Below are 22,998 nucleotides of genomic sequence, written 5' to 3' on the forward strand. Positions count from 1 at the left end.
AGGATTGATGTTATTCCGTCTTAACACCATAGAGGCGGTCAGTCCTTGCGCGCCTCGCGAAAGAGAGCCTTGACCTTGTCGACCGCTTCCAGGGCATCGGCGGCATAGAGATCGGCGCCGATGCTGTCGGCGTAATCCTGGCTGACCACGGCGCCGCCGACCATGGTAAAGACCCGCACCCCGGCATCCCGCAACTGGCGGATGGTCACCTCCATCTGGTTCAGGGTCGTGGTCATCAGCGCCGACAGGCCAACGGCATCGACCTGATGATGGGTCGCCTGTTCGACGATGCGGGCCGCCGGCACGTTCTTGCCAAGGTCGATGACCTCGAAACCGTGATTTTCGAGCAGGGTACAGACGATGTTCTTGCCGATATCGTGAATATCCCCCTCGACGGTGGCCATGAGAATGCGCCCCAGCCCGCGCCCCTGCTGCTCTTTCATCTCTTGCTTCAGCCGACCAAAGGCCGCATGCATGGTCTCGGCGGAAAGCATGACCTGGGGCAGGAAGATCTGATTCTTCCCGAACCGGCGACCGACCTCTTCCAGGCCGGGCAGCAGCCCTTCGTTGCTGACCGCCAGAGGTTCCAGGCCTTCGGCCAGCGCCTCCTCGACCAGGGCGACAATCCCTTCCTGATCGCCTTCGAGCACAGCGGCGGCCAAGCGCTGGCGGATATCCGGGGGAACACCATCGTTCTGCGGCGCGGCGGCAGGGGCGCTGACGCCGCCATAGACATCGATATAGGCCTCGGCCCGCTGGTCCCTGCCCAGCAGCACCATGGCCGCCCGATAGGCGTCCATCATGCGTTCTTCCTTGGGGTTGACGATGGCCGCGGCCAGCCCCGCTTCCAGGGCCATAGCGAAAAAAGTAGCGGAAAGAACGGAGCGCGCCGGCAGACCGAAGGAGATGTTGCTGACTCCGAGCACCGTGCCCAGCCCGAGCTCCAACTTGACCAGACGCAAGGCGCGGATGGTCTCCATGGCCCGCTTCTGCTCAGCCGAAACCGTCAGCGTGAGACAGTCGATGATCACATCCTCTTTCGGCAACCCCACAGCCTCGGCGGCCCGCAGGATTTTGCGGGCGACCTCAAGGCGGCCCGCGGCCGTCTCGGGAATGCCCGATTCATCGAGAGCCAGACCGATGACAGCAGCGCCATACTTACGGGCAAGAGGCAGAATTTTGGCCAGGCTTTTTTCTTCGCCCGACACGGAATTGATGAGCACCTTGCCGTCAGCGGCTTTCAGGCCTTTTTCCAGCGCGACCGGGTCGGAAGAGTCCAGAACGAGCGGCGCCGACACCACCCCGCTGACCGCGTAGACGGCCCTCTCCAGGGCGGCGGGCTCATCCACTCCCGGCGCACCGCAGTTGACGTCCAGCAGGGTAGCCCCCGCCGCAACCTGCTCCTGGGCCTCGCGACGGATGTAGGCGGTCTTGCCCTCCCGCAGCTCGGCCGTGTACTTTTTCTTGCCGGTAGGATTGATGCGCTCACCGATTACGGCACAGGGAGCATCCCCCCCGATGGGCACGACGGTGCTGCGGCTGGAAAGGTAGCCGCGCCGCGGTGGCGCCTGCCAGGCCACCGAACGGCCCTCGAGAGCCTGCCGCATGGCACGGATATGGGCGGGGGTGGTACCACAGCAACCACCGATAATGCGTACGCCGATGGCCAGCAGACGGTCATGATAGGCTGTCATCTCCTCCGGTGTGCCGGGAAAAACCGTCACGCCGTTGCGTAATTCGGGCAGCCCGGCGTTAGCCTGGGAAATCAACGGCAGCGAGGTGACGGCGCGCATCTTTTCCAGCAAGGCATAGATCCCGTCGATGCCCAGGCCGCAGTTGGAGCCGATCACGTCGACGCCTAGGGCGTCCAGGGTCACCGCCGCCGCTTCCGGCGGGGTCCCGAGCACGCTGCGGCCGCCGTCATCAAAGGTCATCTGGGCGACAATAGGCAGGGAGGAGAATTCACGGGCGGCGATCACAGCGGCCCGGAGTTCGCGGATGTCGAGAAAGGTCTCCATGGTGACCAGGTCGGCGCCGGCTTCGGCAAAGGCCCGCACCTGCTCGCGAAAAACCGCGACCATCTCATCGAAATCGGCATCACCGACGGGAGTCAGAAAACGACCCGTGGGACCGATGGAGCCGGCCACGAAGCGGTCGTGACCGGCGGCCTGCCGCGCCAGCTCGACGGCGCGGGCATTGAGGTCATAGACCCGACCCTGCAGGCCATAGTGGCCCAGTTTGGTAGAACTGCCGCCAAAGGTGTTGGTGACAATGATATCGGCACCGGCCTCGACGTACTCCCGGTGGATAGCGACAACGACCTCGGGAGCGCTTTCGTTCATGGCCTCGGGGCAACCGCCCGGCGCCAGACCCCGTTCCTGCAACATCGTTCCCATGGCCCCGTCGAGAATCAGAACCTGCTTTGCCAGCGCCTCACGAAAATCGGCCATCAGTTTCTCCCTTCCGGATCGGTTACCAGAGGCTCTGCCGGAGCCACGGCGGCGGGCTCGCGGCTGAAACGGAAGTCGACCGTCACCGGCTCGGCAATCCCGACATGCCCCCGGATGCTTTCGCGGCGCTGCCCCTCAATCAGAAACTGCACTTGCCGAATATAGGGGAAATTGGCCGCCAGTGTATTCGTCACCCCATAAACCGTCATCAGCTCGGAAAAACTCCCCCCCGGATGAAACGACACCAGGTCGGCGCTGAAATCGACCGTGGCCAGCGAGCCTTCCACCCGGATATCCCGCAGCACGGTTTGCGCCGGCAAAACAGCCAGGGAGGAGGTAGCCGGCCCGTCGATCAAGGCCTGCACGGTATCCCGCAGGCAATCTTCCTCCTGCGCGCAGTCTTCAATCTCACGGGTCTCGGGGAGCAGGTAGTCGGCCGAAGGGGCGGCGAAATAGAGCATGATTTCGCGCATGACTTTGGGCTCCTCCACCTCAGCCGGCTGCGGCACGGAAGTCGGCGGCGACGCCAGATAGCTCCGCAGCACCAGCGCACCCAGAGCCAGCACGATTACGGCTGCAACGATCAGAAGCAGGCGATTACCCTTCATACACATCGATCTCCTTACACTTTTCAGACTGGCGATAAAATCAGACGGTCAGATCCAGTCGAGCTCGATCTGCTCCACACCGAGCAGATCCGCTCCCAGAAAGGCCCCGCCCACTTTCTCAAAACGGGTCGGCACGTCCGTGACGAAAAAGGATCTTTTCCCGGAAGCAGCCTGGCGTAACAGATAGGCCGAGGCCAGGGTTTCAGCCACTGTGCGGGCGGTCTCCTCCGCCGAATCGATCAAACGCACCGTCTCGCCCATGACGGCGCGGATGATGTTTTTCAACAGGGGATAGTGGGTGCACCCCAAAACCAGGGTGTCGATGGCGTGAGCCCGGAGGGGAGCCAGATATTCCTCGGCCGTCAAACGGGTCACGGGATGGTCGAGCCAGCCCTCTTCCGCCAGGGGGACAAAAAGAGGACAGGGAACATTAATGACGTCAAGAGAGGGATTGCAGCGGTGGATGGCCGCGGTGTAGGCGGCGCTCTTGACGGTTCCTTCCGTGCCGATCACACCGATGCGGCCTGAACGGGTCTGGGCAGCCGCCGTGCGCGCGCCCGGTTCGATCACGCCAATGACGGGCAGACTGAAGTGTTCCGCCAGCGCGGGCAAAGCCACGGAAGAGGCCGTGTTGCAGGCCACCACCAGCATCTTGACCCGATGCTTGACCAGAAAAGCGGCGGCTTCCAGGGCGTAGCGCACTACGGTCTGCGGGCTCTTGGTCCCGTAGGGAACCCGGGCCGTATCGCCGAGATAGACAATATCCTCACCGGGGAGCTGCCCCACGATCTCCTTGAGAACGGTAAGCCCGCCTACCCCTGAATCAAAAACACCTATGGCACGTTCGGACAAAAGAGGCCCTTTCCGTCGGATAGCTGAAGCGCCTGAACAAGCATGCAATCCTAGAAAAACCACCCTGAAAAGTCAAGGAAAACGCCCTTTTTTCGCTTTGTCTTCCCGATAAAAACTGTTATGGTAATCAATCGGTCGCACCCGGTGCTTCACACATCCGCAACCTTATCCAGCAAGGGAGATTGGCTTCATGGATTTTTCCAGTGTCGCTGAATTCTTTGAACGCTTCCAGACCGAACGGGTTATCGAATTTCTCAACGACATGAACGTCGGTGAGCTCATTTACAACCCCCTCTTCCTGGGCATCATGGGCGGCCTGGCCATCCTAGCCCTGATCATGCGCTGGCGCATGCTGCTCGTCACCCTCTTCAGCGTTGTCGGTTTTGCCGGACTGATCTCCTACACGCTGGAGCGTGGCGCGGACATCAGTAGCCCCAGCGACCCGACCTTGCTCATTTTCGTCATCGCCGGGGCCATTCTGGTCATGGCGGCCATCTATTTCCTCTTTATCAAAGGGGACTGATGACGCCGCCTTTTCTGCCCCCGCTTTGACCTCATCTGATCTAAAGGTGGAGATTCCATGCTGAAAAAACGTGATTTTGCCTTAATTGTTCTCGCCGTTATCATCGTCGCCTTTCTCTGGGCTGCTCCCGAAGAATCGACCAGCCGCGTACCCTACGACGACACCCATCGCCCTTACTTCGAGATGGTGAAAAAAGAGGGCAAAAAAGCGGCGGAAAAGCATTGTGAAACCTGTCACAACGCCGAGGGCGTGCCCTTCCCGGCCGAGCACCCTCCCAAATTCCGCTGCCTGTTCTGCCACAAACTGGAAGAGACGCCGTCATCCTAGGGCGCAGGCGTTTAGACCATGCCTGAACTCGATCTCAGCGGGGCGATGGACGGTCTCTGTCGTGATCTCTGTCACCGCCTGCCGGAACTGGGTCACATCGACCCCGACCGGGTCCTGTTTTCTCTCAGCCGCTCGCGGGCCGGCGGCACCCACGGGGTCTATGCCCGCATCGCTCCCCTGCGGTTTTCCAATGGCCACCTGGAAAACAGTCGCCGCCGGGGCCGCTACCTGGAAACCTTTCGGATGCCCAGACTTCACCACAACGGGCGGGACATCCTCTACCTGATCACCCTTATGGCACCACGGTTTCTGCGCCTGTCCTTCGAGCAGAAACTCACCACGGTCATTCACGAGCTCTACCATATTTCTGAAGCATTCGACGGCGACATCCGCCGCTTCCCCGGCCGCAACTTCGCCCATGGCCCTTCCCGCGCCGCCTACAACCGTATCATCGATGCCCTGATGCAAACCTACCTGAGCACCGACCCCGATCCGGCCCTGCTGGCCCCCCTGCGCCTCGAGGAAAAAGACTGGCAGGAAGGACGCATCAGGCTGTCCGGCCTGCGTGTTCCCTTGCCCAAGGCCAAGCTGGTCGCCCGTGTGCGCATCTAAAGGCGAATTCACCTCCAAGCCACCAGGCAAAAAAACACCGGGGACAAGCCCCGGTGCTGATATTCTCAAGGTATTTCGAGGTCGTCGGCTCAGACCGACTCCTTTGATCTTCTTTTCAACAAGAGTCCGGCGACCGTGGCCAGGAGCAGGGTCAACGATCCGCCGACGACTCCGGCTACCGACGTACCGGCATCAGCCTGTGGCCAGCTTTCTTTTTCAACAACTTCCGCACCCTGTTCATCCAGACGGAAACCATAGTCCGGGAAAATGGCCAGCCGCTGCTGCACCCTTGCCAGACCGCCGTGCAGCCCTTCCCCACCACTCTGTTCCTCTTCAAAGCCAGCCTTGGCGAGTGCCCATTCCAAACCATCGGGATGAGCGGAGGCAAACCAGGAAAAGACCCCTCCGACTAGAACCGCCGCCACAGACAGAGCAGCCAGGGCCTTTTTGCGGCGATGGGGAGCGTTCGCAGAGGCGTGAGTCATTCTCAGCAGATCGGGCCGCGCTTGCCCCACATAGCGGACTACCGCCGCGGTGACCACCCCTTCCACCAGACCGATCCCCAGATGGATGGGTTGCATGAGCAGAGCAAAAGCGCCGAACGAAAGATCGGCCAACCCCGACAAGGTCGTTTGCAGAACAACCGCGAAAGCGCCGAGCTGTAAGGCGACTACCGCGGTCAGGACGGTCGCGAAAGTTCGCCTGCTGTGGCCGACGTCGCCCACCGCCAGGGGGCGGTAAATGAGCGGATAGGCCAGCAGACAGGGGAACAGGCCCAGATTGATGATGTTGCTGCCCAGCGCCAACAGCCCCCCATCGGCAAAAAAGAGGGCCTGCACTGTCAACACCGAAGCCACCACCACGAAGGCGGCGTGAGGACCCAGCAGAACGGCGAGCAAAAGACCGCCGCCGAGATGGCCGCTGGAACCGGTTCCCGGCAACGTGAAATTGATCATCTGGGCGGCAAAGACAAAGGCTCCCAGCACCCCCATGAGGGGCACCATCCCGTCCTCCAGGCGGCCCTTAAGACGGCTGGCGCAGTATCCGAGAGTGGCGCCGGCGGCTACCCACATAGTACCGCCAACGGCAGGAGACAGCAGGGCATCGGACATGTGCATGGAAACACTCCTCCTCAAGGTGTCGGGGTCAGATGATGCCACGTTTTCCATTTTCGTGGCACCGACCTGCCTGCAATAGTAATTTCCCGGGGGAGATTGTCAAGCTTTCACGTCAGGACTGATTCACCACGCAGGCACGAAGACACCAAGGGAGGCCAATAGGCTGGCAGACCCAAGGGGGACATCTCATAGAAATTACGGATTTTTCTTGGTGGTGGGCAGGATTTGGTTTATATCGCCAGAGGGAAGATGCGCGCCTTCCGATCACAATCCACGGATCTGCACATCCTCGGCGTAGGTCTCGGCCAATGCGGCAAAGCGCCTGATCTCGTCCGCCGGATGGGGTTCAAGGGCCTGCAGGCTCTCGGCGAGGGCATGGCGGGGCACGAACTGCTGCAGCACCCAGGTGCGTGCCCCGGCAATGGCCTGACCGATCCGGTGGATATCGGCCTCTTCGACCAGACCGGGAACGCAGGTGGTGCGGAATTCGTATTCGACCCCGTCCTTCAGAACCAGTTCGAGGGAACGCCGCAGAGCCGGGACATCGACGGGAGCATTGTGCAACTCCCCGTAACGCTCGGGCGAGGTTTTGAGATCGATGGCCAGGTAATCGACCAGCTTTTCCCAGAGAAGGCCTTCGAGCACCCCAGGAGCCAGCCCGTTGCTGTCGAGCTTCACCAGCAGACCGAGGCTTTTGACCTGACGCAGGAAGGGAACCAGCCCGCCATCCACCGTCGGTTCGCCGCCGGAAACAACGACGCCGTCGATGAAACTGCGCCGCGAGCGAAGCTCGTCGATCAGGTCGTCAACAGGACAATTAGGATAATGGCCGGGATTGAGAACCAGGTCGGGGTTGTGGCAGAAGGGGCAGGTCAGGTTGCAGCCGCCGTAAAACACCAGGGAAGCGATCCTGCCCGGGTAATCGAGCAGGCTCGTCCCCTGAAATCCTTTGATGGGCATGGATTACTCGTCGCTGCCCGCCTGGCCGACCACAAACTCGGTGCGATCCTTGAATTCTTCCTTTTTGCCCTTGTTCCACTGCTGAACCGGGCGGAAGAAGCCGCAGACACGGGAGTAAACTTCAGTTTTTGCGTCACATTTGGTTGCCATAATGCCTCCTGGTAAAAATTATAGGGGCAGGTTCTAAACCTGCCCTGGGCGGGTTTGAAACCCGCCCCTACCAAAGAATTAAGCCGCCTTGCCCTCGTGATTGTGGGGGCAGGCGAAATGCTCACCGGTGATGTAGCCATGCACCGGACAGATCGTAAAGGTGGGACTGATGGTGAAATAGGGCAGATGGAAGTTCTCGGCAATGCGCCGCACCAGCAGGCGGGCGCTGCGCCAGTCTTCCAGCCGCTCACCGAGGAAACCGTGAAAAACAGTGCCGCCGGTATAGAGGGTCTGCAGGCCGTCCTGGTGCTGGAGCGCCTGAAAGATATCCTCGGTGCTGCCGACGGGCAGCTGGGTTGAGTTGGTGTAGTAAGGCTCGTCGCTGCCGGCAGTAATGATGCCGGGGTACTTCTTGCGATCGCGGTTGGCCAGGCGGAAGCTCGTCCCCTCGGCCGGCGTCGCTTCCAGGTTGTAGAGATGGCCCGACTCCTCCTGAAAGACTTCCAGCTGCTTGCGCATGAACTTCAGGGTCTCTTCCGCCAGCGTCTTGCCCTCGGCCGTATCGATGGATTTGCCGATCAGATTCAGACTGGCCTCGTTCATCCCCAGCAGGCCGATGGTGGAAAAGTGGTTATCCCAGTAATGACCGCTGCGCTCCTTGATACCGGAGAGGTAAAAACGGCTGAAAGGGTAAAGCCCTTCTTCGGTAAAGCGGTCGAGCTGCTTGCGTTTGATCTCCAGCGACTCATAGGCGAGCTTCATCAGTTCGGCGATGCGCTCGAAAAAAGCCTCTTTCGTTTTGGCGACGTAGGCCGCCCGAGGCAGGTTCAGTGTCACGACGCCGATGGAACCGGTCAGCGGGTTGGAACCGAAGAGACCGCCGCCGCGCCGGCGCAGTTCACGGTTGTCGAGACGCAGACGGCAGCACATGGAACGGGCGTCAGCCGGGTCCATGTCCGAATTGATGAAGTTGCTGAAATAGGGGATGCCGTACTTGGAAGTCATCTCCCAGATCGGCTGGAACCGGGGGCTTTCCCAGTCGAAGCCCGCGGTGATGTTGTAAGTGGGGATGGGGAACGAGAAGATACGCCCCGAGCTGTCCCCTTCCATCATCACCTCGCAGAAGGCCCGGTTGAACAGATCCATCTCCTCCTGGAAATCGCCGTAGGTGACATCCATCAGCTCGCCGCCGATGACCACAGCCTCGTCCTTCATGTTGCTGGGCGGCGTCATATCCATGGTGATATTGGTGAAGGGGGTCTGGAAGCCGACCCGCGTCGGCACGTTCATGTTGAAGATGAATTCCTGAACGGCCTGTTTGACCTCTTTATAGCTGAGCTGGTCGTAGCGGATAAAGGGCGCCATCAGGGTATCGAAGTTGGCGAAGGCCTGGGCCCCGGCTGCCTCCCCCTGCAGGGTGTAGAAGAAATTGACCGCCTGGCCGAGGGCCGTACGGAAGTGCTTGGCGGGACCGCTCTGCACCTTGCCGTAGGCGCCGGTAAAGCCCTTGAGCAGCAGCTCTTTCAGATCCCAGCCGCAGCAGTAGACGGACAGCATACCCAGGTCGTGAAGATGAAAATCCCCCTCACGGTGCGCATCGGCAATGTAGCCGGGGTAGATTTTGTTCAGCCAGTAGTTGCTGGTGATATTGGCCGCGATGTGGTTATTGAGCCCCTGCAGCGAATACCCCATGTTGGCGTTTTCGTTGACGCGCCAGTCTTCCTGGCTCAGGTAGGAATCGATCGCCTCGATCGACTCTTTCATGAACTCCTTGGTCCGGCGCAAATTGTCATGCTGCTGCCGGTAAAGGATATAGGTTTTAGCGGTCTGGGCGTGACCGTTCTCGATGAGGCTCTTTTCCACCAGGTCCTGCACATTTTCCACGGTGGGAATACGGCCATCCTTGTAGATGACCTCCAGGATGCCGACGACCTGACGGGCAATACGGGCCGCCTTGTCCATGTCCTTGCCGCCGACGGCGCGCACGGCCTTTTGAATGGCCTCGGTGATTTTCTGCTCCTCAAAAGCGACCAGCCGGCCATCCCGTTTGCGAATGTATTCGAGCATCCCTCTCTCCCTCCATTTGTGCTGAATGAACAGTGCGAATTTAACACAGGAAGGATCGCTGTCAAGGCAAAAAACACAACATATAGACATTGATATTTCACACACCCACAACATCTGGTGATATAACGGGCATAACCTGTGAAATGACGGTGGACAGAGACGGCCAAGTCCCCAATATTCTTGACCCCTTCGGGGAGGCGTGCTAAAGACTCTGGAATATCACCAAACTCAACGGGGATTTTACGATGGCCGACCTGACCCGCTTCGGCATTTCCATGGACGAACGCCTGTTGTCGCGCTTCGATGAACTCATCAGCAGCAAGGGCTACGTCAACCGCTCCGAGGCCATTCGCGATCTCATTCGCAATGCCCTGGTGGAAGACCGCTGGGCCCGGGACGATGAGGAGATCGTCGGCACGGTGACCCTGGTCTACGATCACCACACCCGCGACCTGGGGGACAAGCTCATCGAGCGCCAGCACACGCACCATCAGGCCATCGTCTCGACCTTGCACGTCCACCTCGACGCCCATCACTGCCTGGAAGTCCTGGTCGTCAAGGGAACCGCCGGCAAAGTAAGGCAGCTGGCCGACGAACTTATCGGCACCCGCGGCGTCAAGCACGGCAAACTGGTTACCACCAGCACGGGCCAGGATCTGGCCTGACCCGGGCAATCGACAGTTTCTGGCGCCCACGCGTGCCACGAAAGCGTCATTCGTAACACCAAAGGCTCCGGCATGGCCCATATCGGCACCGCTCTCCTCAACTTGGGAACCCTGGACGACCTGGCCGCACGCCAGAGCCCCCTGCACCGTCTCGACCCCCGCGCCAAAGTGCTCACCACCCTGGTCTTTGTCGTCACAGTGGCCTCCTTCGGCAAGTACCAGGTTGCCGCCCTGCTGCCTTTTCTGGTTTTTCCTCTCTGGCAGATCGCTGTCGCCGGCCTGCCCTTGACCATCTTCTTGCGACGTCTGCTCTGGGTTGCTCCCTTTGTCCTGTGTATCGCCATCCTCAATCCCATGCTCGATCGGGAGATTCTCCTGCAGGTCGGCCCCTTGCCCGTCAGCGGCGGCTGGCTCTCTCTGACGTCCATCCTGCTGCGCTTCGTGCTGACCATCGGGGCCGCCCTCATCCTGATCGCCACCACCAGCTTTCCCGGGGTCTGTCGCGCCTTGGAGCAACTGGGCGCCCCCCGAATTTTCACCATGCAGCTGCTCTTCCTTTATCGCTACATTTTCGTTCTGATCGAGGAAGGACTACGTCTGGCCCGGGCCAGGGCGCTGCGATCCTTTGGCAAAAAGGGGCTGGAATGGCGTGTCTACGCCCTGATGACCGGGCAGCTGCTCCTGCGGTCCCTGCAGCGGGCCGAGCGCATTCACCAGGCCATGCGCTGCCGCGGTTTTGACGGGCACCTGCCTTCCCTGCAGCAAGGCCGTTTTGGTCGGCGGGAAATCCTCTTCACCCTGGGGTGGTGCACCATCTTCCTCCTGCTGCGTATCTGGAATCTTCCCCAGTGGATGGGGGGACTATTCATGGAGCTGTTTTGATGACCGAGCTGGTGGTTAAGGCAAACAACCTGCAATACAGCTATCCCGATGGGACCAACGCCCTGCGGGAAATTTCCTTCGAGGCATACCGGGGGCAGTCGCTGGCCATCACCGGGGCCAACGGAGCCGGCAAATCCACCCTGCTGCTCCATCTGAACGGCCTGCTGACGCCCACATCGGGCACGTTGACAATCCAGAATATCGCCCTCGGCCCCAAAAACCGCGAGGAGGTGCAGCGCCGGGTCGGTCTGGTCTTTCAGAATCCGGACGATCAGCTGTTCATGCCGACCGTCTGGCAGGATGTGACCTTCGGCCCCTTGAATCTGGGCCTGGACGCCGAGGAGGTCAGCGCGCGGGCCACCGAAGCCCTGAATCAGGTCGACGCCCTTCACCTGAAAGAGCGGCCGCCCTATCGCCTCTCCGCGGGCGAAAAGCGCCGGGTCGCCCTGGCCACGGTCCTGGCCATGCAGCCGGACATCCTGGTACTCGACGAACCGACCACCGGCCTCGATCCCTGCAGCCGCCGCCAGCTCATCCAGCTGCTCAACGGCTTTGGGCACACCCTCATCCTTGCCAGCCACGATCTCGACCTGGTTATGGAGGTGTGCGAAAGGACCCTTGTCCTGCATGAAGGGAAGATTGCCGGGGAAGGCCCGACCAGCGAGATTTTTACGGATGGGGGTTTGTTACAGCGCTGCCGTCTGGAAAAACCATTAGGTATGCGGGGATGTCCCCTTTGCGGAAGGATGAAGACGTAAAGGGGAAAAACGTGCCTAGCGTCCCTCTTTTAACAGGGCTTCCAGTCGGGCCAATCGATCTTCGAAACGTTCAAGACGCTTGATGATATCGGCCGAGGCAGAGGTTGCCTGCTGGGTCTGCAGAGCCGCCGTGATGAGTTCGGGGTGCTGGCTGGCGTAACCGGGACCGAACAGTTTATCGATCTGGGCCACGATGCGGGACAGATCGGCAGATAAGGTTTCCGTCGATGCATCCTCGGCAGCGGCATACTCAGCGGCCAGAGCTGAAAGATCTTTTTTCGCCGCAGTCAGGAGCTCTTCATCAGGAGCAGGCTCTCCGGGCTCCTCGACCACCTGCGTGTCGTCGCCTGCCCCCTTTTCAGGTTCCACCTGCCGAGCCAAGGTCTCCGTCACAAAGCGATCCAACCTCTCGAGGGATTCGCCTTTGGTCGCCTGCAATTTCGGCTCAGGCTCAGGCTCAGGCTCAGGCTCCGGTGTCGGTTTCGGCGCTGCCTCCGGTGCTACCTCAGGCTCCGGTGCTGCCTCAGGCTTTGGTGCTGCCTCAGGCTTTGGTGCAGCCTCAGGCTTTGGTGCTGCCTCAGGTTCAGGTGCCGGCTCAGGCTTTGGTGCCGACGCGACCTCGGCCACGGGTCTAGCCGTTTCATCAGGGGTTTTCTTTTCCACCACGGTCTTCGTCAGGTCGGCAGCGACCTCTTTGTTTTCGGCCTTTTTTCCCGACACCACCGGCCTGGCTGGAGCCGGCGCCTTTTTCGGCTGGGCGGGCGGAGAAGACGGCTTGGGTGGGACCGCCTCTTCTTTCTTGACATCCACCACTCCGGAAGCTTTCGGCGCCGGCGCTGTTTTGGTCTCCGCCCTCTCCTTGGCCACCGCCGTCGGTGACTTTTCTTCGCCTTTATCCTGTAAAAGCGCAGAAGACTGCGAACCGAAGCGATCCAGGGATGACTCGATTCCCAGAGTGGATCCGGGTGAGGCACTCTCTTTCAGTATCCCACCACAACGGGGGCAACGGGAAACTTTCGCCCCGGTCGAGGTGAGCAGGGACACCTTACGTCCGCATTCTGGGCACTTACCTTCACTGACAACTGCCATTTCAGCATCCTTTTCCTTAATTAGGAAAGGGTAGCATAAAATTCTTTTGAGGGAATGGCGTGCAGGCAAAAACTTTGATACATGAGCAAAACCTGGGTGCAATCCAATATTTTCTAGACCTTTTCACCCCAAAGACACGAAGAAAACTTCCAAGCGGTGCCTGCCCAGAATCTGTTTTGGATATCCTGCCTTGGGAGGTTGCTGAATTTTTTTGGTTTCTTCATAGTTTGGCGGTGCGAAACCAATAAAAAAAGGCCGGTCAAGCCGGCCTTTAAAAGAGATTTAGCGTAAACCAGTAAAAATCAGTAACGCCCGAATTCCTCGTCATCCAGGGCGATAACCTGCGAAACGTCCTGACCCTTGGAGGCGGCCGGTGACGGCTTGGTCTCCCAGCCGGATGAAGGCGCGGGCTTGGCTGGCGCCGCCGAGGGCAGACTCAGGGCCGGCTTTGGGGCCGGCATCGGCTGGGCATAATCCTGGCCGAGATTCTTCAAAGAAAAGCGGGCCAGCATCTGTTGCAGTTGGGCGGCCTGGCTCGACAGTTCTTCGGCGGCGGCGGCGCTTTCTTCGGCGTTGGCCGTATTCTGCTGGGTGACCTGGTCGATCTGGCCGAGCCCCTGGTTGATCTGGGCGATGCCCTGGGCCTGTTCGTTGGAAGCGGCGGCGATCTCGGCCACCAGGTCGGTGGCTTTGGAAATGCCGGCCACAATCTCGCCCAGGGCGGCAGCGGTACGGTCGGCGATCTCCGAACCGTTCTGGGCCTTCTTCACCGACCCCTCGATGAGCTCGGCCGTTTCGGCCGCTGCCTTGGCGCTGCGGGCGGCCAGATTGCGCACCTCTTCCGCCACCACGGCGAAGCCCTTGCCGTGCTGACCGGCGCGGGCCGCTTCGACGGCGGCGTTCAGAGCCAGCAGGTTGGTCTGGAAGGCGATCTCGTCGATGACCTTGATAATGCGGGAAATGCTCTCGCCTGACGCGTTGATATCGTTCATGGCCGCCACCATCTGCTGCATCTGGGCGTTGCCGTTTTCGGCCGCGCCGCGGGCGGTCGTGGCCAGCTGGTTGGCCTGGGTGGCGTTTTCGGCGTTGAGGCGGGTCTGGGAGGCCAGTTCAGCCATGGAGCTGGTGATCTGCTCCAGCGAACTGGCCTGCTCCGTGGCCCCCTGCGAGAGGGACTGGCTCGAATCGGCCACCTGGGCGCTACCCGAGGCCATCTGGGAGCCGGCCACGTGAATCTGGGCCAGAATACCGTTGAGGTCTTCCCCTACCCGGCTGAGAGCACGGCGGATGACATCCTGCTCATCGCGGGGACGTACTTCGAAAGTCAGGTCGCCATCGGCCAGCTTCTGCAACGAAGCCACCACCTCGCCCTGCAGGCTGTCGGCAAAACCGTCCATAGCTGAGGCCATGTCGCCGATTTCGTCCTGGCGCTTCATGCGCAGACGCTGGTCCAGGTGACCGCGCTCCAGGCCCAGGATCATGGCGACGGCCCGTTTCATAGCCCCCGAGATATCCCGGGAAAGGACCAGGCCCAAGGCAATAGCCAGAATAACGGAAAGAATGACCGCCACCACCATGGTGCTGCGGGCCTTGGCGGCCCCGGCCTGCGCGGCGGCGCTGTCTGCCGCCGACTGCTCAGTGTCGGCCTTCATGATCTGTTCGAGGAGTTTTTCTACCGCGGAAAAAGCCTGGCGTTCGCTGCCGAAAGCCACCTCAACCGCTTGCTCCAGAAAGCCTACATTCTCCCGCACATCGGCACGCGCCTCTTGAAAAATCGCTTCGATAGCGGCCAGCGTCGGCACGACCTCGGTATCAAAAAGATTGCGGGCGGCACGGGTCTTACCGGCAGCAAGCATTTGGTTGATCTGGCCGCCATAGCCGTGCAGACGACGGTGGGGTTCGTGGAATTTGGCGATGATGTTGTTAAAATGGGGATCGTCCGAGGTAAAGGTCGACATCCACTTGCCCATGGCGCACAGGGTTGGATCCAGCTGTTTCTTGAACTGGTCGCCCTGGGCGATGCTCAGATCGAGGGTGCCGACCCATTTGACATGGTCGAGCTGGCGGGCGACCAGAATAGCCTCCAGGGTCTCCACGTCATCGAGCTTCACGCGTGAGGCCAGCTCCACCAGCTTGGCATGCTCCGCCTTCCAGGTTTCCAGCGCGGCAGCAAACCGCTTCCAGAGGGCCGCTTCTTCGTCGGAATGGGACAGGCCGCCATACAGTTTGTACCCTTCGTCAAACTTTTCCCAGCGCTTCCCCAGATTGTCGATCTCATGCTGGCGGTCCTGGGCGGAGATGCTGGCGATCACCATGGTGCGCTCCGCCGATTTGATCGCGTTCATCCCTTCCATCATCAGGGCCAATCCGCGCAGGGCCGGCACATTGACCTCGGCCTGCTCTCGCAGCGACCCTTCGGTCGAACGGATGCCGAACCAGCCGACGGCGCCGACAAAGGCGCAGATAAGCGCCACGACGATAAAGGCGCCCGTGAGTTTTGCGAAAATCTTCATAAAATACCTCCCACCCGAGTGTCATAAATCAAATGGATGCTTTAAGCAGCGCGCATCTTAAAAGGCGTTAAGCAAGCACAATGCCAGAAAATATGGTCCTTTTTGAGGCGCTGACAGCCTTCTGAGCCGTCGCAAAGTCAAATAACTGTCCTTAGGGTGCCGAGATATTGGCTTTTAAAGCCTTACCGCCGCCCGACCATACTGGCCATAGGGAGTAGCTCGCGCCAACAGGGGCGCCAGCTCTTCCACCCGGCAGGGACGACTGAAGAAGTAGCCCTGCATCTCCAGGCAGTCACGGGTTTTCAGGTAGTCGAGCTGAAGTTCGGTCTCAACCCCTTCGGCGATCACTTTCAGGTCGAGACTGCGGGCCAGGGCGAGGATGGCTTCGACGATAGCCTTGTCGCTGCCGTCCTCGGGGAGACGGCGCACGAAGGACTGGTCGATCTTCACCCGGTCGATGGGGAAGTTCTTCAGATAACTCAGCGACGAATACCCCGTGCCGAAGTCGTCGATGGCCAGACTGATGCCGCGCACCTTCAGGTCGGTGAGGGTCATGATGGTGCTCTCGATGTTGTCCATCAGGTGCCCCTCGGTCAGCTCCAGTTCAAGACACTCGGAGGGAAGTCCCGTTTCCGCCAGCACACGGTCGATCAGGTCGATGAACTTGGGCTGTTTAAACTGCATCCCCGAAATATTGACGGCCACCTTCACTTCGGGGTTGCCGTTGTCGCGCCAGGTGCGGCACTGACGGCAGGCGGTGCGCAGCACCCATTCATCGATGGCCAGAATCAGCGCCGTCTCTTCGGCCAGGGGGATAAACTCCCCGGGGGAGACCAGGCCTTTGACCGGATCCTGCCAGCGCACCAGGGCCTCCAGGCAGGTAATGCGCCCCGTCTCCAGGTTGATCTGGGGCTGAAAGCAAAGGAAGAATTCATCGTTGAGCAGGGCCCGGCGGATGCCGTTTTCCAGTTCCAGCCGCTTCAGGGCCAGGCCGTTCATATCCTCGGAGAAGAAATGATAGCGGTTACGCCCCAGGCGCTTGGCCTCGTACATGGCGATATCGGCGTTTTTCAGCAGGGTGTCGGCGTCCTCGGCGTCACGGGGAAAGAGAGCGATACCGATACTGCAGGAGCTGTAGGTCTGATGCCCTCCCACCCATACCGGCTCGGTGAAGATGTCGAGAATCCGCTGGGCGAAGATCGCCGGACTGTCATCGTGCTCAACATCTTCCAGAATAATGGCAAATTCGTCGCCGGAAAGGCGCGCCACCGTATCCATATTGCGTGTGCACTCTTCCATGAACCGCGCCACGCGGGTCAGCAATTCGTCGCCCATCTGATGGCCGAGGGAATCGTTGATATTCTTGAAGCGGTCAAGATCGACAAAGAGCACCGCCAGCTTCTTTCCACGACGCTGGGCCATTTTCATCGATTGGCGCAGACGGTCCATGAACAGGCGGCGATTGGGCAGCCCGGTGAGAGCATCAAAATAGGCCAGTTCACGGATGCGGCTTTCCGCCTCCTTGCGCTCCGTCACGTCGCGAGAGATGTGAATGATCTGACGAACCTCACCGTCGGCTGTCTTGATGGGAACAGCGACGACCTCCTTGAAGCGAATCCCTTCGGGCGTCTGCACTTCGTTCTCGACCACCACCTTTTCGCCGGCGGTAGCGCTGCGCACCAGCGAACAATCGCGGCCGTCGTTGAAGCAGGGGGAAGAAAATCCGTGGATCACCTCATGACAGGTGCGGCCCAGCACATCCTGCTCGGTTTGGCAATTCTCCTCCCGAAGAAACACCTCATTGACGGACAAAATGCGGTAATCCTGGGCATCAATGACAATCAGGGCGTCGTGCAGGCTATTGATAACACTGGCATTGAATTCGCTGAATGCCCGCAGGGCGTCTTCCACCTCCTGGCGCTCGCGAATGTCTTCCTCCAGCAGGCGGTTGGTGTGATGCAGTTCTTCGGTGCGCTGAGCGACCTGGGATTCGAGAGTATCCCGGCTGTGCTTGAGGTTGGTCGAGAGACTGTTGAAAGCCGCAGCCACCTCGTTGAACTCACGGGTTTCGAAAGAACCCACCTGTTCGCCCAGCCGCGATTCGTTGTGGACAATCTGCACGACCTTGTCATGGATCTTTCGCAGCGGGCCAACGACTAAACGGCGCCCCACAAACCACTGGAACAGAAAAAGGGCGACCAGGACGGCACCGATAACACCGTAGAGACTGTGTGAAAAGCGATCGGCGCTGGCATAGGCCGCCGCCAAAGGGATACGAACGGAGAGAGCCGAGACCAACTGCCCTTCAAAACGGTCGAAGCTCCTTTCCGGGCCATAACGGGCCACCAGGTCGGCAGGAGCCAGATCGGGGTTGAGGTGACAGCGCAGGCAGGATGCCTCCATGGACTCGCCGCGCACCATGACCTCGAAAAAAGGTTTCCCGTCGATCTCCCGCACCCCCGACCACTCGTTGAGATTCGGGTCCTGGCGCAGGGCGACCAGAAAAGCCCGCTCATGCTCGTCCGCCTCGTTGGCCGGGCTGCGGGCATCGATTGCCGCTTCTTTGTAATAGAGGCCATCATTCTCCGCCACATTGGCGTAAAAAATGCGGTTCATCTCCCGTACCGCGTAGGTCGACGACATCCAGGTCGGATCGAAATAAGTCGGTTCGAGCGAGCCACTCTGCTCCAGGCGTTCAAAGAGGCGGGGCTTAAGGTGGCTATTGAAGTACTGATGGACAGCCAGGTTGCGCTCTAAAATGACCCGGGAGCGGTTCCGGGCTTCCTCCAGAGAGTGGCGCCTCATGCCGTAATTGACAAAAGTCACCAGGGCCAGGGTAGCCAACACAAACAGGATCACGTTCGTCAAGCCCAGCACATGGCTGATCCGTGGCGTCCTGGTTCCCTGCGGCGGCTTCATCGTTGGCTGATCTGAATGGGCCATAAGACCTGTTCCCCTACATCGGTTTATTTCATCACATCAAAAAACTTACAGACAGACCCTCAGCACCGCCGGGGCCAGCCCGTCGAGAGGCAGCACCCTGTCGACGCCCCCCATTTTGATGGCCTCCTGCGGCATGCCGAAGACGACGCAGGTGGCCTGATCCTGGGCGAAGGTGACGGCACCGGCCTCTTTGAGCTCCAGCATGCCACGGGCGCCGTCATCCCCCATGCCGGTCATGATGACCCCGACGGCGTTCTTGCCGGCATAGCGGGCCGCCGAGCGGAAGAGCACATCGACGGAGGGTCGGTGCCGGCTGACCAGGGGACCGTCCTTGATCTGCACGTAATAGCGGGCGCCGCTGCGTTTGAGCAGCATGTGGTGATTGCCGGGGGCGATGAGCACGTGGCCGCGCAGCACCGAATCGCCGTCTTTGGCTTCGGCGACGGAGACAGCACAGAGACTGTCGAGGCGTTTGGCGAAGTTGGCGGTGAAATTCTCGGGCATATGCTGTACCACGACCACACCGGGGCTGTCCATGGGCAAAGCCTGCAGAAAGACCCGCAACGCCTCGGTACCGCCCGTGGAAGCGCCGACGGCCACCACCTTTTCGGTGGTCTGCAGCATGGCGCCCGAGGCCGGCTTCTGCAGCACGGCATCGGCCGTCAGCTTGGGTGCCGCCTTGATGCTGCGCTCGCTGAGACGGTGCAGCTGGGCCGAGGCGGCGGCCTTGACGGTATCGCAGATGCGCAGGCGGGATTCTTCCAGAAACTGCCGCGTCCCCAGGCGAGGTTTCTCGATAATTTCCACGGCGCCGTATTCCAGGGCTTTCAAGGCCGTCTCCGTCCCCTGACCGGTCAGGCTCGAACAGATGACCACGGGGATGGGGTGCTGGCTCATGATCTTCTGCAAAAAGGTGATGCCGTCCATGCGCGGCATCTCGACATCGAGAGTGATGACGTCGGGGATCTCCTCCTGCAGACGGTCGGCGGCGATAAAAGGGTCGGCCGCCGTAGCCATAACCTCGATCTGTGGATCGGAAGCCAGCAGATCCGCCAGGGTCTGGCGCACCAGGGCCGAGTCATCGACGATGAGCACGCGGATTTTTTTCTTCATGACCGCCCTCCTTGCCCCAGCCGCCGGAGCCAGACCTCGCCGGTATGCGAATGAAACAGAATCTTGCGTCCCTGTTTGCCTCCCGTATCGGAGGAGGCGACGCGCAGCCCGGCCGCGCTGATAAAGTCAAAAGCGGCCTGGATATTTTTGGCCCCCACGGTGCCGCCGGAAAAGCCGCCGGTGGTGGCCAGCACGTCGGCGCCGCCGAAGACCTTGACCTCGATCTCGCGGCGAAGAATCTTGCGCTTTTCAAATTGCTCCAGCATGTGGGCCAGGGCGCAGTTGACGAACTTGAAACAGTCCTCCGTCGTGCTGCTGGGCAGCAGAGCATGGCAGATCGCCGCCAGGCCCGTTCGTTTGTGAAAGAAGGTCACTGCCACGCACGATCCCAAAATGGTGGACACCAGGGCCGGTTCGCTGAGAATAAGCAACTCGGCCGGCATCAGAAAAAAGGCATTGGGCGGCGCGGCAAAATCGGTCATCGCATAAACCGGTACACGGTGGGGGCGACCTGTTTCAGGGGCACATCATAGCCGTGCAGCGACTCGGAATGACCGAGAAAAAGATAGCCTCCTGGCCGCAGATAGCGGCAAAAGCGGTTCATCAGCGCCTCCTGGGTCGGCTTGTCAAAATAGATGATGACGTTGCGACAGAAGATGATGTCCATGGGCTCGGGCCAGCCGAAATCCTCATCCATAAAATTCAGGCGGCCAAAGGTCACCTGGGCCCTTTGCGCCGGGGCAATGCGCACCAGAGGGCTGTTGGGATCCTTGCTCTTGAGCAGGTATTTTTTGCGAAAGGCCGGGCTGACGGGGGCAATCAGCCGCTTTTCATACACCGCCCGCCGCGCCTTTTCCAGCACACGGGTACTGATGTCCGTAGCGAAGATATCAAATTTGAAACCCGGCACCGTCTCGGCATAGTCGGAGAGCACCATGGCCAGGGTGTAGGGCTCTTCCCCGGTGGAACAGCCGGCGCTCCAGAGCCGCAGGCGGCGCCGCATCCCGGCCCCATAGGTGCGAGCCAGTTCGGGCAGGGTGGCGGCGGTCAGGTAATCGAAATGGCTCGGCTCCCGAAAAAAATCCGTCTTATTGGTGGTGACCGCATCAAGCAGATGGACCAGCTCTTCGCCCTGCCCCTCTTCGCTGAAGACGTGACGGCAGTAGTCGTCGTGGCTTTCCAGGCCCAGGGCGCGCATGCGCTTGGTCAGACGCCCTTCGAGCATGGTCTTCTTGCCCGGCGGCATCTTGATGCCCAGCTCATCGTAAATAAAATGGCTGAGCTCGTTGAAGGTTTTGGTGGAAAGGCCTGATTTCACCTGTATCTCCTATGGTCGCCCCCGGCGACGGACCACCGGGGGCGACTCTGCAGGCTAGAAGCGCTCGAACTCGTCGTCCAGCTTGTCGCTGCCCGACCCCATGTCCAGCTGCAGACCCTTGCCGGCCGCTTTCGGCGCGGAAGGCTTGGCCGCCGGCTTGACCGAGGGCGCTTTGGGTGACGGCAGGGCGCGGGTGGTAACGCGGGCAGCACTGCCGCTGTTCACCTTGAAGAAGGCGATGGTGTGCTGCAGCTGCTCGGCCTGGCTGTTGAGTTCTTCCGAGGTCGAGGCCATCTCTTCCGAAGCGGAAGAGTTCTGCTGAATGACCTGGTCCAGCTGCTGGATGGCTTTGTTGACCTGCTCGGCGCCGGCATCCTGCTCCTTGCTGGCGGCGGAGATTTCCTGCACCAGTTCGGCGGTGCGCTGGATGTCGGGTACCATGCGGGCCAGCATCTCGCCGGCCTTTTCCGCCACTTCGACACTGCTGCTCGACAGGTCGCTGATCTCGGCGGCGGCGTGCTGGCTGCGTTCGGCCAGTTTGCGTACCTCGGCGGCCACCACGGCAAAGCCCTTGCCATGCTCCCCGGCGCGGGCCGCCTCGATAGCGGCATTCAGAGCGAGCAGATTGGTCTGGCGGGCGATCTCTTCAATGATGCTGATCTTGTCGGCGATATCCTTCATGGCCGACACGGTCTCGGCCACGGCTTTGCCGCCGTCCTGGGCGTCACGGGCCGACTGGGTGGCAATCTTCTCCGTCTGCAACGCGTTGTCGGCGTTCTGGCGGATATTGGCGGCCATCTGCTCCATGGAGCTGCTGGCCTCTTCAGCGGCAGCGGCCTGTTCGGTGGCCCCCTGGCTCATCTCTTCGGACGAAGCCGAGAGCTCCTGGCTGCCGGAAGCGACGTTGTCGGCGGCGTTCTGCACATTGCCGACGATCTCCGTGAGCTTTTCCACCATGTTCTTCATGCAGGCGTAGACGCTGGCTTCATTCTTCACGACCAGATCCATTTTCTGGGTCAGGTCGCCGTCGGCGATCTTTTTGGTGACCTCCTCAATTACGGAAGGATCACAACCGAGCTGGCGCAGGATGCCGCGGATCAGGAAGAGGGCGGCGAGGATGCCGATGATCACAGCCGCAATAGCCATGATGGCAATCACACGGATGGCCTTATCGTTGGCGGCCTTCACGCGGGGGCCCAGTTCATCCTGAGCCTTCATAATGGATAGTTTGAGATCTTCAATGTCGACACCGGCCTGGTCACCAAGGGCGTCCAATTTGGCTCTCTCGTTATTGCGTTCAACAATAAGATTTACTGTCTTGTTGAAGTCTTGGGTATATTTTTCATGCCGGTCCATCACCTCACCCAGCAGGCGCCGACGTTCCGGGTTTTTCAACTCCCTATTAAGAACTTCAAGCTCTTTTTTACACTCATTTAACTCTTGACGCACGCGGTCTGCATCGGACTCATCGTTGGCATCGAGAAACTTCATCGCATACGTGCGGGCGAGCAGAAGATCCCTTAAGGCCAGGCTGGCATTATAAGCGGCGACCATGTCCTGATCAGCCCGGGCACTCGTGAGAATTGCCGTCAAACCCTTTTCGGCCTCCATACCATAAACACCGAGGTTGTTGACCAGCTCATTGCGCACATCTCTATAAGCAACCAGTTTGGCGAAGGTCGCATTATAGTCCTTCAACACTTCATCGGCTTTAGCCAGCAATCTTTGCCGCTCGGGGTTCTGGATGGATCCTCTTGCCTCCTCCATGAACTTCAAAGTCAGAGCATACCGTTCTTCAAAAATCTTCTGATCTTCATTGCTGCCGGTACGGATGAAGTTCAAGGAAGCCACCTGGCCCTCCAGCAGGTTAGCCTGGATACGGCCACTCGTATTCGTGTTACGGGCCATGCGGCGATAGTCTGAAAAATCGTGTGACGACTGGTTGATGGCGTTGAAGGCTACGACACCGATAATGACCAGCAGGGCCAGCACCACGGCGAAACCGGCCGTCAGTTTTTTGGCCAGACTCATTCCTTTAAACATAAAAACC

19 protein-coding genes and 1 pseudogene are annotated in these 22,998 nt (G+C 60.1%); 6 read left to right on the plus strand and 14 right to left on the minus strand.

What is annotated here, in order from left to right; genetic code table 11:
* Positions 1 to 38: 38 nt before the first annotated feature.
* From MJO47_RS00890 to murI, 3 genes are read right to left on the minus strand one after another with little or no spacing between them, the layout of a single operon-like run.
* A complete protein-coding gene (locus MJO47_RS00890) occupies positions 39 to 2,450 on the minus strand; it encodes a homocysteine S-methyltransferase family protein (RefSeq protein ID WP_253959236.1) in 2,412 nt (803 codons plus the stop codon).
* Positions 2,450 to 3,058: a GerMN domain-containing protein gene (locus MJO47_RS00895; RefSeq protein WP_253959237.1), complete on the minus strand. Its 609-nt coding sequence runs from the start codon at positions 3,056 to 3,058 to the stop codon at positions 2,450 to 2,452. The genes MJO47_RS00890 and MJO47_RS00895 overlap by 1 nt, the downstream gene beginning before the upstream one ends.
* Positions 3,059 to 3,106: 48 nt before the next feature.
* Positions 3,107 to 3,910: a glutamate racemase gene (gene murI, locus MJO47_RS00900; protein ID WP_253959238.1), complete on the minus strand. Its 804-nt coding sequence runs from the start codon at positions 3,908 to 3,910 to the stop codon at positions 3,107 to 3,109.
* Between the two features lie 190 nt (positions 3,911 to 4,100).
* On the opposite strand from murI, the gene MJO47_RS00905 reads away from it, so the two are divergent.
* From MJO47_RS00905 to MJO47_RS00915, 3 genes are read left to right on the plus strand one after another with little or no spacing between them, the layout of a single operon-like run.
* A complete protein-coding gene (locus tag MJO47_RS00905) occupies positions 4,101 to 4,433 on the plus strand; it encodes a hypothetical protein (protein WP_253959239.1) in 333 nt (110 codons plus the stop codon).
* A 57-nt stretch (positions 4,434 to 4,490) separates the two neighbouring features.
* A complete protein-coding gene (locus MJO47_RS00910; protein ID WP_253959240.1) occupies positions 4,491 to 4,760 on the plus strand; it encodes a cytochrome c in 270 nt (89 codons plus the stop codon).
* Between the two features lie 18 nt (positions 4,761 to 4,778).
* Positions 4,779 to 5,372 carry a putative metallopeptidase gene (locus MJO47_RS00915; protein ID WP_253959241.1) on the plus strand — a complete coding sequence of 198 codons (594 nt, stop codon included), beginning with the start codon at positions 4,779 to 4,781 and terminating at the stop codon, positions 5,370 to 5,372.
* An 89-nt stretch (positions 5,373 to 5,461) separates the two neighbouring features.
* On the opposite strand, the gene MJO47_RS00920 is transcribed toward MJO47_RS00915, so the two are convergent.
* The 4 genes and pseudogenes from MJO47_RS00920 to MJO47_RS00935 form a co-directional block, all read right to left on the minus strand.
* Positions 5,462 to 6,490 carry an energy-coupling factor ABC transporter permease gene (locus MJO47_RS00920; protein ID WP_253959242.1) on the minus strand — a complete coding sequence of 343 codons (1,029 nt, stop codon included), beginning with the start codon at positions 6,488 to 6,490 and terminating at the stop codon, positions 5,462 to 5,464.
* Between the two features lie 264 nt (positions 6,491 to 6,754).
* Positions 6,755 to 7,450 (minus strand): anaerobic ribonucleoside-triphosphate reductase activating protein, encoded by a 696-nt coding sequence (locus tag MJO47_RS00925; protein WP_253959243.1) that lies wholly within the window; start codon positions 7,448 to 7,450, stop codon positions 6,755 to 6,757.
* A 3-nt stretch (positions 7,451 to 7,453) separates the two neighbouring features.
* Positions 7,454 to 7,588 (minus strand): annotated as a pseudogene (gene nrdD, locus MJO47_RS00930) (anaerobic ribonucleoside-triphosphate reductase); the annotation flags it as partial.
* A 90-nt stretch (positions 7,589 to 7,678) separates the two neighbouring features.
* Positions 7,679 to 9,667, minus strand: a complete 1,989-nt coding sequence (locus MJO47_RS00935) for a ribonucleoside triphosphate reductase (RefSeq protein WP_253959245.1) — start codon at positions 9,665 to 9,667, stop codon at positions 7,679 to 7,681.
* Positions 9,668 to 9,912: 245 nt separating this feature from the next.
* Between MJO47_RS00935 and nikR the strand changes: the two genes are divergently transcribed.
* The 3 genes from nikR to MJO47_RS00950 all read left to right on the plus strand — a co-directional run bounded on the left by nikR (position 9,913) and on the right by MJO47_RS00950 (position 11,972).
* Positions 9,913 to 10,332, plus strand: a complete 420-nt coding sequence (nikR, locus tag MJO47_RS00940) for a nickel-responsive transcriptional regulator NikR (RefSeq protein WP_253959246.1) — start codon at positions 9,913 to 9,915, stop codon at positions 10,330 to 10,332.
* A 72-nt stretch (positions 10,333 to 10,404) separates the two neighbouring features.
* Positions 10,405 to 11,214: a cobalt ECF transporter T component CbiQ gene (cbiQ, locus tag MJO47_RS00945; protein ID WP_253959247.1), complete on the plus strand. Its 810-nt coding sequence runs from the start codon at positions 10,405 to 10,407 to the stop codon at positions 11,212 to 11,214.
* Entirely contained in the window at positions 11,214 to 11,972 is a 759-nt protein-coding gene (locus MJO47_RS00950; protein WP_253959248.1) for an energy-coupling factor ABC transporter ATP-binding protein, read from the plus strand. Before cbiQ ends, MJO47_RS00950 begins: the two co-directional genes overlap by 1 nt.
* A 15-nt stretch (positions 11,973 to 11,987) precedes the next feature.
* Here the strand turns inward: MJO47_RS00950 and MJO47_RS00955 are convergent, their stop codons facing one another.
* The 7 genes from MJO47_RS00955 to MJO47_RS00985 form a co-directional block, all read right to left on the minus strand.
* Positions 11,988 to 13,061, minus strand: a complete 1,074-nt coding sequence (locus MJO47_RS00955; protein WP_253959249.1) for a zf-TFIIB domain-containing protein — start codon at positions 13,059 to 13,061, stop codon at positions 11,988 to 11,990.
* Between the two features lie 302 nt (positions 13,062 to 13,363).
* Positions 13,364 to 15,574, minus strand: a complete 2,211-nt coding sequence (locus tag MJO47_RS00960) for a methyl-accepting chemotaxis protein (RefSeq protein ID WP_253959250.1) — start codon at positions 15,572 to 15,574, stop codon at positions 13,364 to 13,366.
* Between the two features lie 174 nt (positions 15,575 to 15,748).
* Positions 15,749 to 18,517, minus strand: coding sequence for an EAL domain-containing protein (locus MJO47_RS00965; RefSeq protein WP_253959251.1), 2,769 nt, complete (start codon positions 18,515 to 18,517; stop codon positions 15,749 to 15,751).
* Positions 18,518 to 18,562: 45 nt separating this feature from the next.
* Positions 18,563 to 19,630, minus strand: a complete 1,068-nt coding sequence (locus MJO47_RS00970) for a chemotaxis response regulator protein-glutamate methylesterase (protein ID WP_253959252.1) — start codon at positions 19,628 to 19,630, stop codon at positions 18,563 to 18,565.
* Positions 19,627 to 20,112, minus strand: coding sequence for a chemotaxis protein CheD (locus MJO47_RS00975; protein WP_253959253.1), 486 nt, complete (start codon positions 20,110 to 20,112; stop codon positions 19,627 to 19,629). The genes MJO47_RS00970 and MJO47_RS00975 overlap by 4 nt, the downstream gene beginning before the upstream one ends.
* Complete coding sequence (locus MJO47_RS00980; protein WP_253959254.1) at positions 20,109 to 20,948, minus strand: CheR family methyltransferase; 840 nt, start codon at positions 20,946 to 20,948, stop codon at positions 20,109 to 20,111. Before MJO47_RS00980 ends, MJO47_RS00975 begins: the two co-directional genes overlap by 4 nt.
* Positions 20,949 to 21,002: 54 nt before the next feature.
* On the minus strand, positions 21,003 to 22,991 hold the full coding sequence (locus MJO47_RS00985; protein WP_253959255.1) for a methyl-accepting chemotaxis protein: 1,989 nt from the start codon (positions 22,989 to 22,991) through the stop codon (positions 21,003 to 21,005).
* Between the last annotated feature and the right edge of the window lie 7 nt (positions 22,992 to 22,998).

Origin of the sequence: Desulfuromonas sp. KJ2020 (assembly GCF_024197615.1) — a bacterium.
Classification (GTDB): Bacteria; Desulfobacterota; Desulfuromonadia; order Desulfuromonadales; family SZUA-540; genus SZUA-540.

What these genes read in the sequence shown, in the direction of transcription:
- MJO47_RS00920 (WP_253959242.1), bottom strand. Translation starts at nt 6,490, where the DNA reads ATGCACATGTCCGATGCCCTGCTGTCTCCTGCCGTTGGCGGTACTATG.
- MJO47_RS00950 (WP_253959248.1), top strand. Translation starts at nt 11,214, where the DNA reads ATGACCGAGCTGGTGGTTAAGGCAAACAACCTGCAATACAGCTATCCC.
- MJO47_RS00905 (WP_253959239.1), top strand. Translation starts at nt 4,101, where the DNA reads ATGGATTTTTCCAGTGTCGCTGAATTCTTTGAACGCTTCCAGACCGAA.
- MJO47_RS00955 (WP_253959249.1), bottom strand. Translation starts at nt 13,061, where the DNA reads ATGGCAGTTGTCAGTGAAGGTAAGTGCCCAGAATGCGGACGTAAGGTG.
- MJO47_RS00960 (WP_253959250.1), bottom strand. Translation starts at nt 15,574, where the DNA reads ATGAAGATTTTCGCAAAACTCACGGGCGCCTTTATCGTCGTGGCGCTT.
- MJO47_RS00910 (WP_253959240.1), top strand. Translation starts at nt 4,491, where the DNA reads ATGCTGAAAAAACGTGATTTTGCCTTAATTGTTCTCGCCGTTATCATC.
- MJO47_RS00965 (WP_253959251.1), bottom strand. Translation starts at nt 18,517, where the DNA reads ATGGCCCATTCAGATCAGCCAACGATGAAGCCGCCGCAGGGAACCAGG.
- MJO47_RS00915 (WP_253959241.1), top strand. Translation starts at nt 4,779, where the DNA reads ATGCCTGAACTCGATCTCAGCGGGGCGATGGACGGTCTCTGTCGTGAT.
- MJO47_RS00985 (WP_253959255.1), bottom strand. Translation starts at nt 22,991, where the DNA reads ATGTTTAAAGGAATGAGTCTGGCCAAAAAACTGACGGCCGGTTTCGCC.
- MJO47_RS00890 (WP_253959236.1), bottom strand. Translation starts at nt 2,450, where the DNA reads ATGGCCGATTTTCGTGAGGCGCTGGCAAAGCAGGTTCTGATTCTCGAC.
- MJO47_RS00925 (WP_253959243.1), bottom strand. Translation starts at nt 7,450, where the DNA reads ATGCCCATCAAAGGATTTCAGGGGACGAGCCTGCTCGATTACCCGGGC.
- MJO47_RS00975 (WP_253959253.1), bottom strand. Translation starts at nt 20,112, where the DNA reads ATGACCGATTTTGCCGCGCCGCCCAATGCCTTTTTTCTGATGCCGGCC.
- cbiQ (WP_253959247.1), top strand. Translation starts at nt 10,405, where the DNA reads ATGGCCCATATCGGCACCGCTCTCCTCAACTTGGGAACCCTGGACGAC.
- MJO47_RS00970 (WP_253959252.1), bottom strand. Translation starts at nt 19,630, where the DNA reads ATGAAGAAAAAAATCCGCGTGCTCATCGTCGATGACTCGGCCCTGGTG.
- MJO47_RS00895 (WP_253959237.1), bottom strand. Translation starts at nt 3,058, where the DNA reads ATGAAGGGTAATCGCCTGCTTCTGATCGTTGCAGCCGTAATCGTGCTG.
- nikR (WP_253959246.1), top strand. Translation starts at nt 9,913, where the DNA reads ATGGCCGACCTGACCCGCTTCGGCATTTCCATGGACGAACGCCTGTTG.
- MJO47_RS00935 (WP_253959245.1), bottom strand. Translation starts at nt 9,667, where the DNA reads ATGCTCGAATACATTCGCAAACGGGATGGCCGGCTGGTCGCTTTTGAG.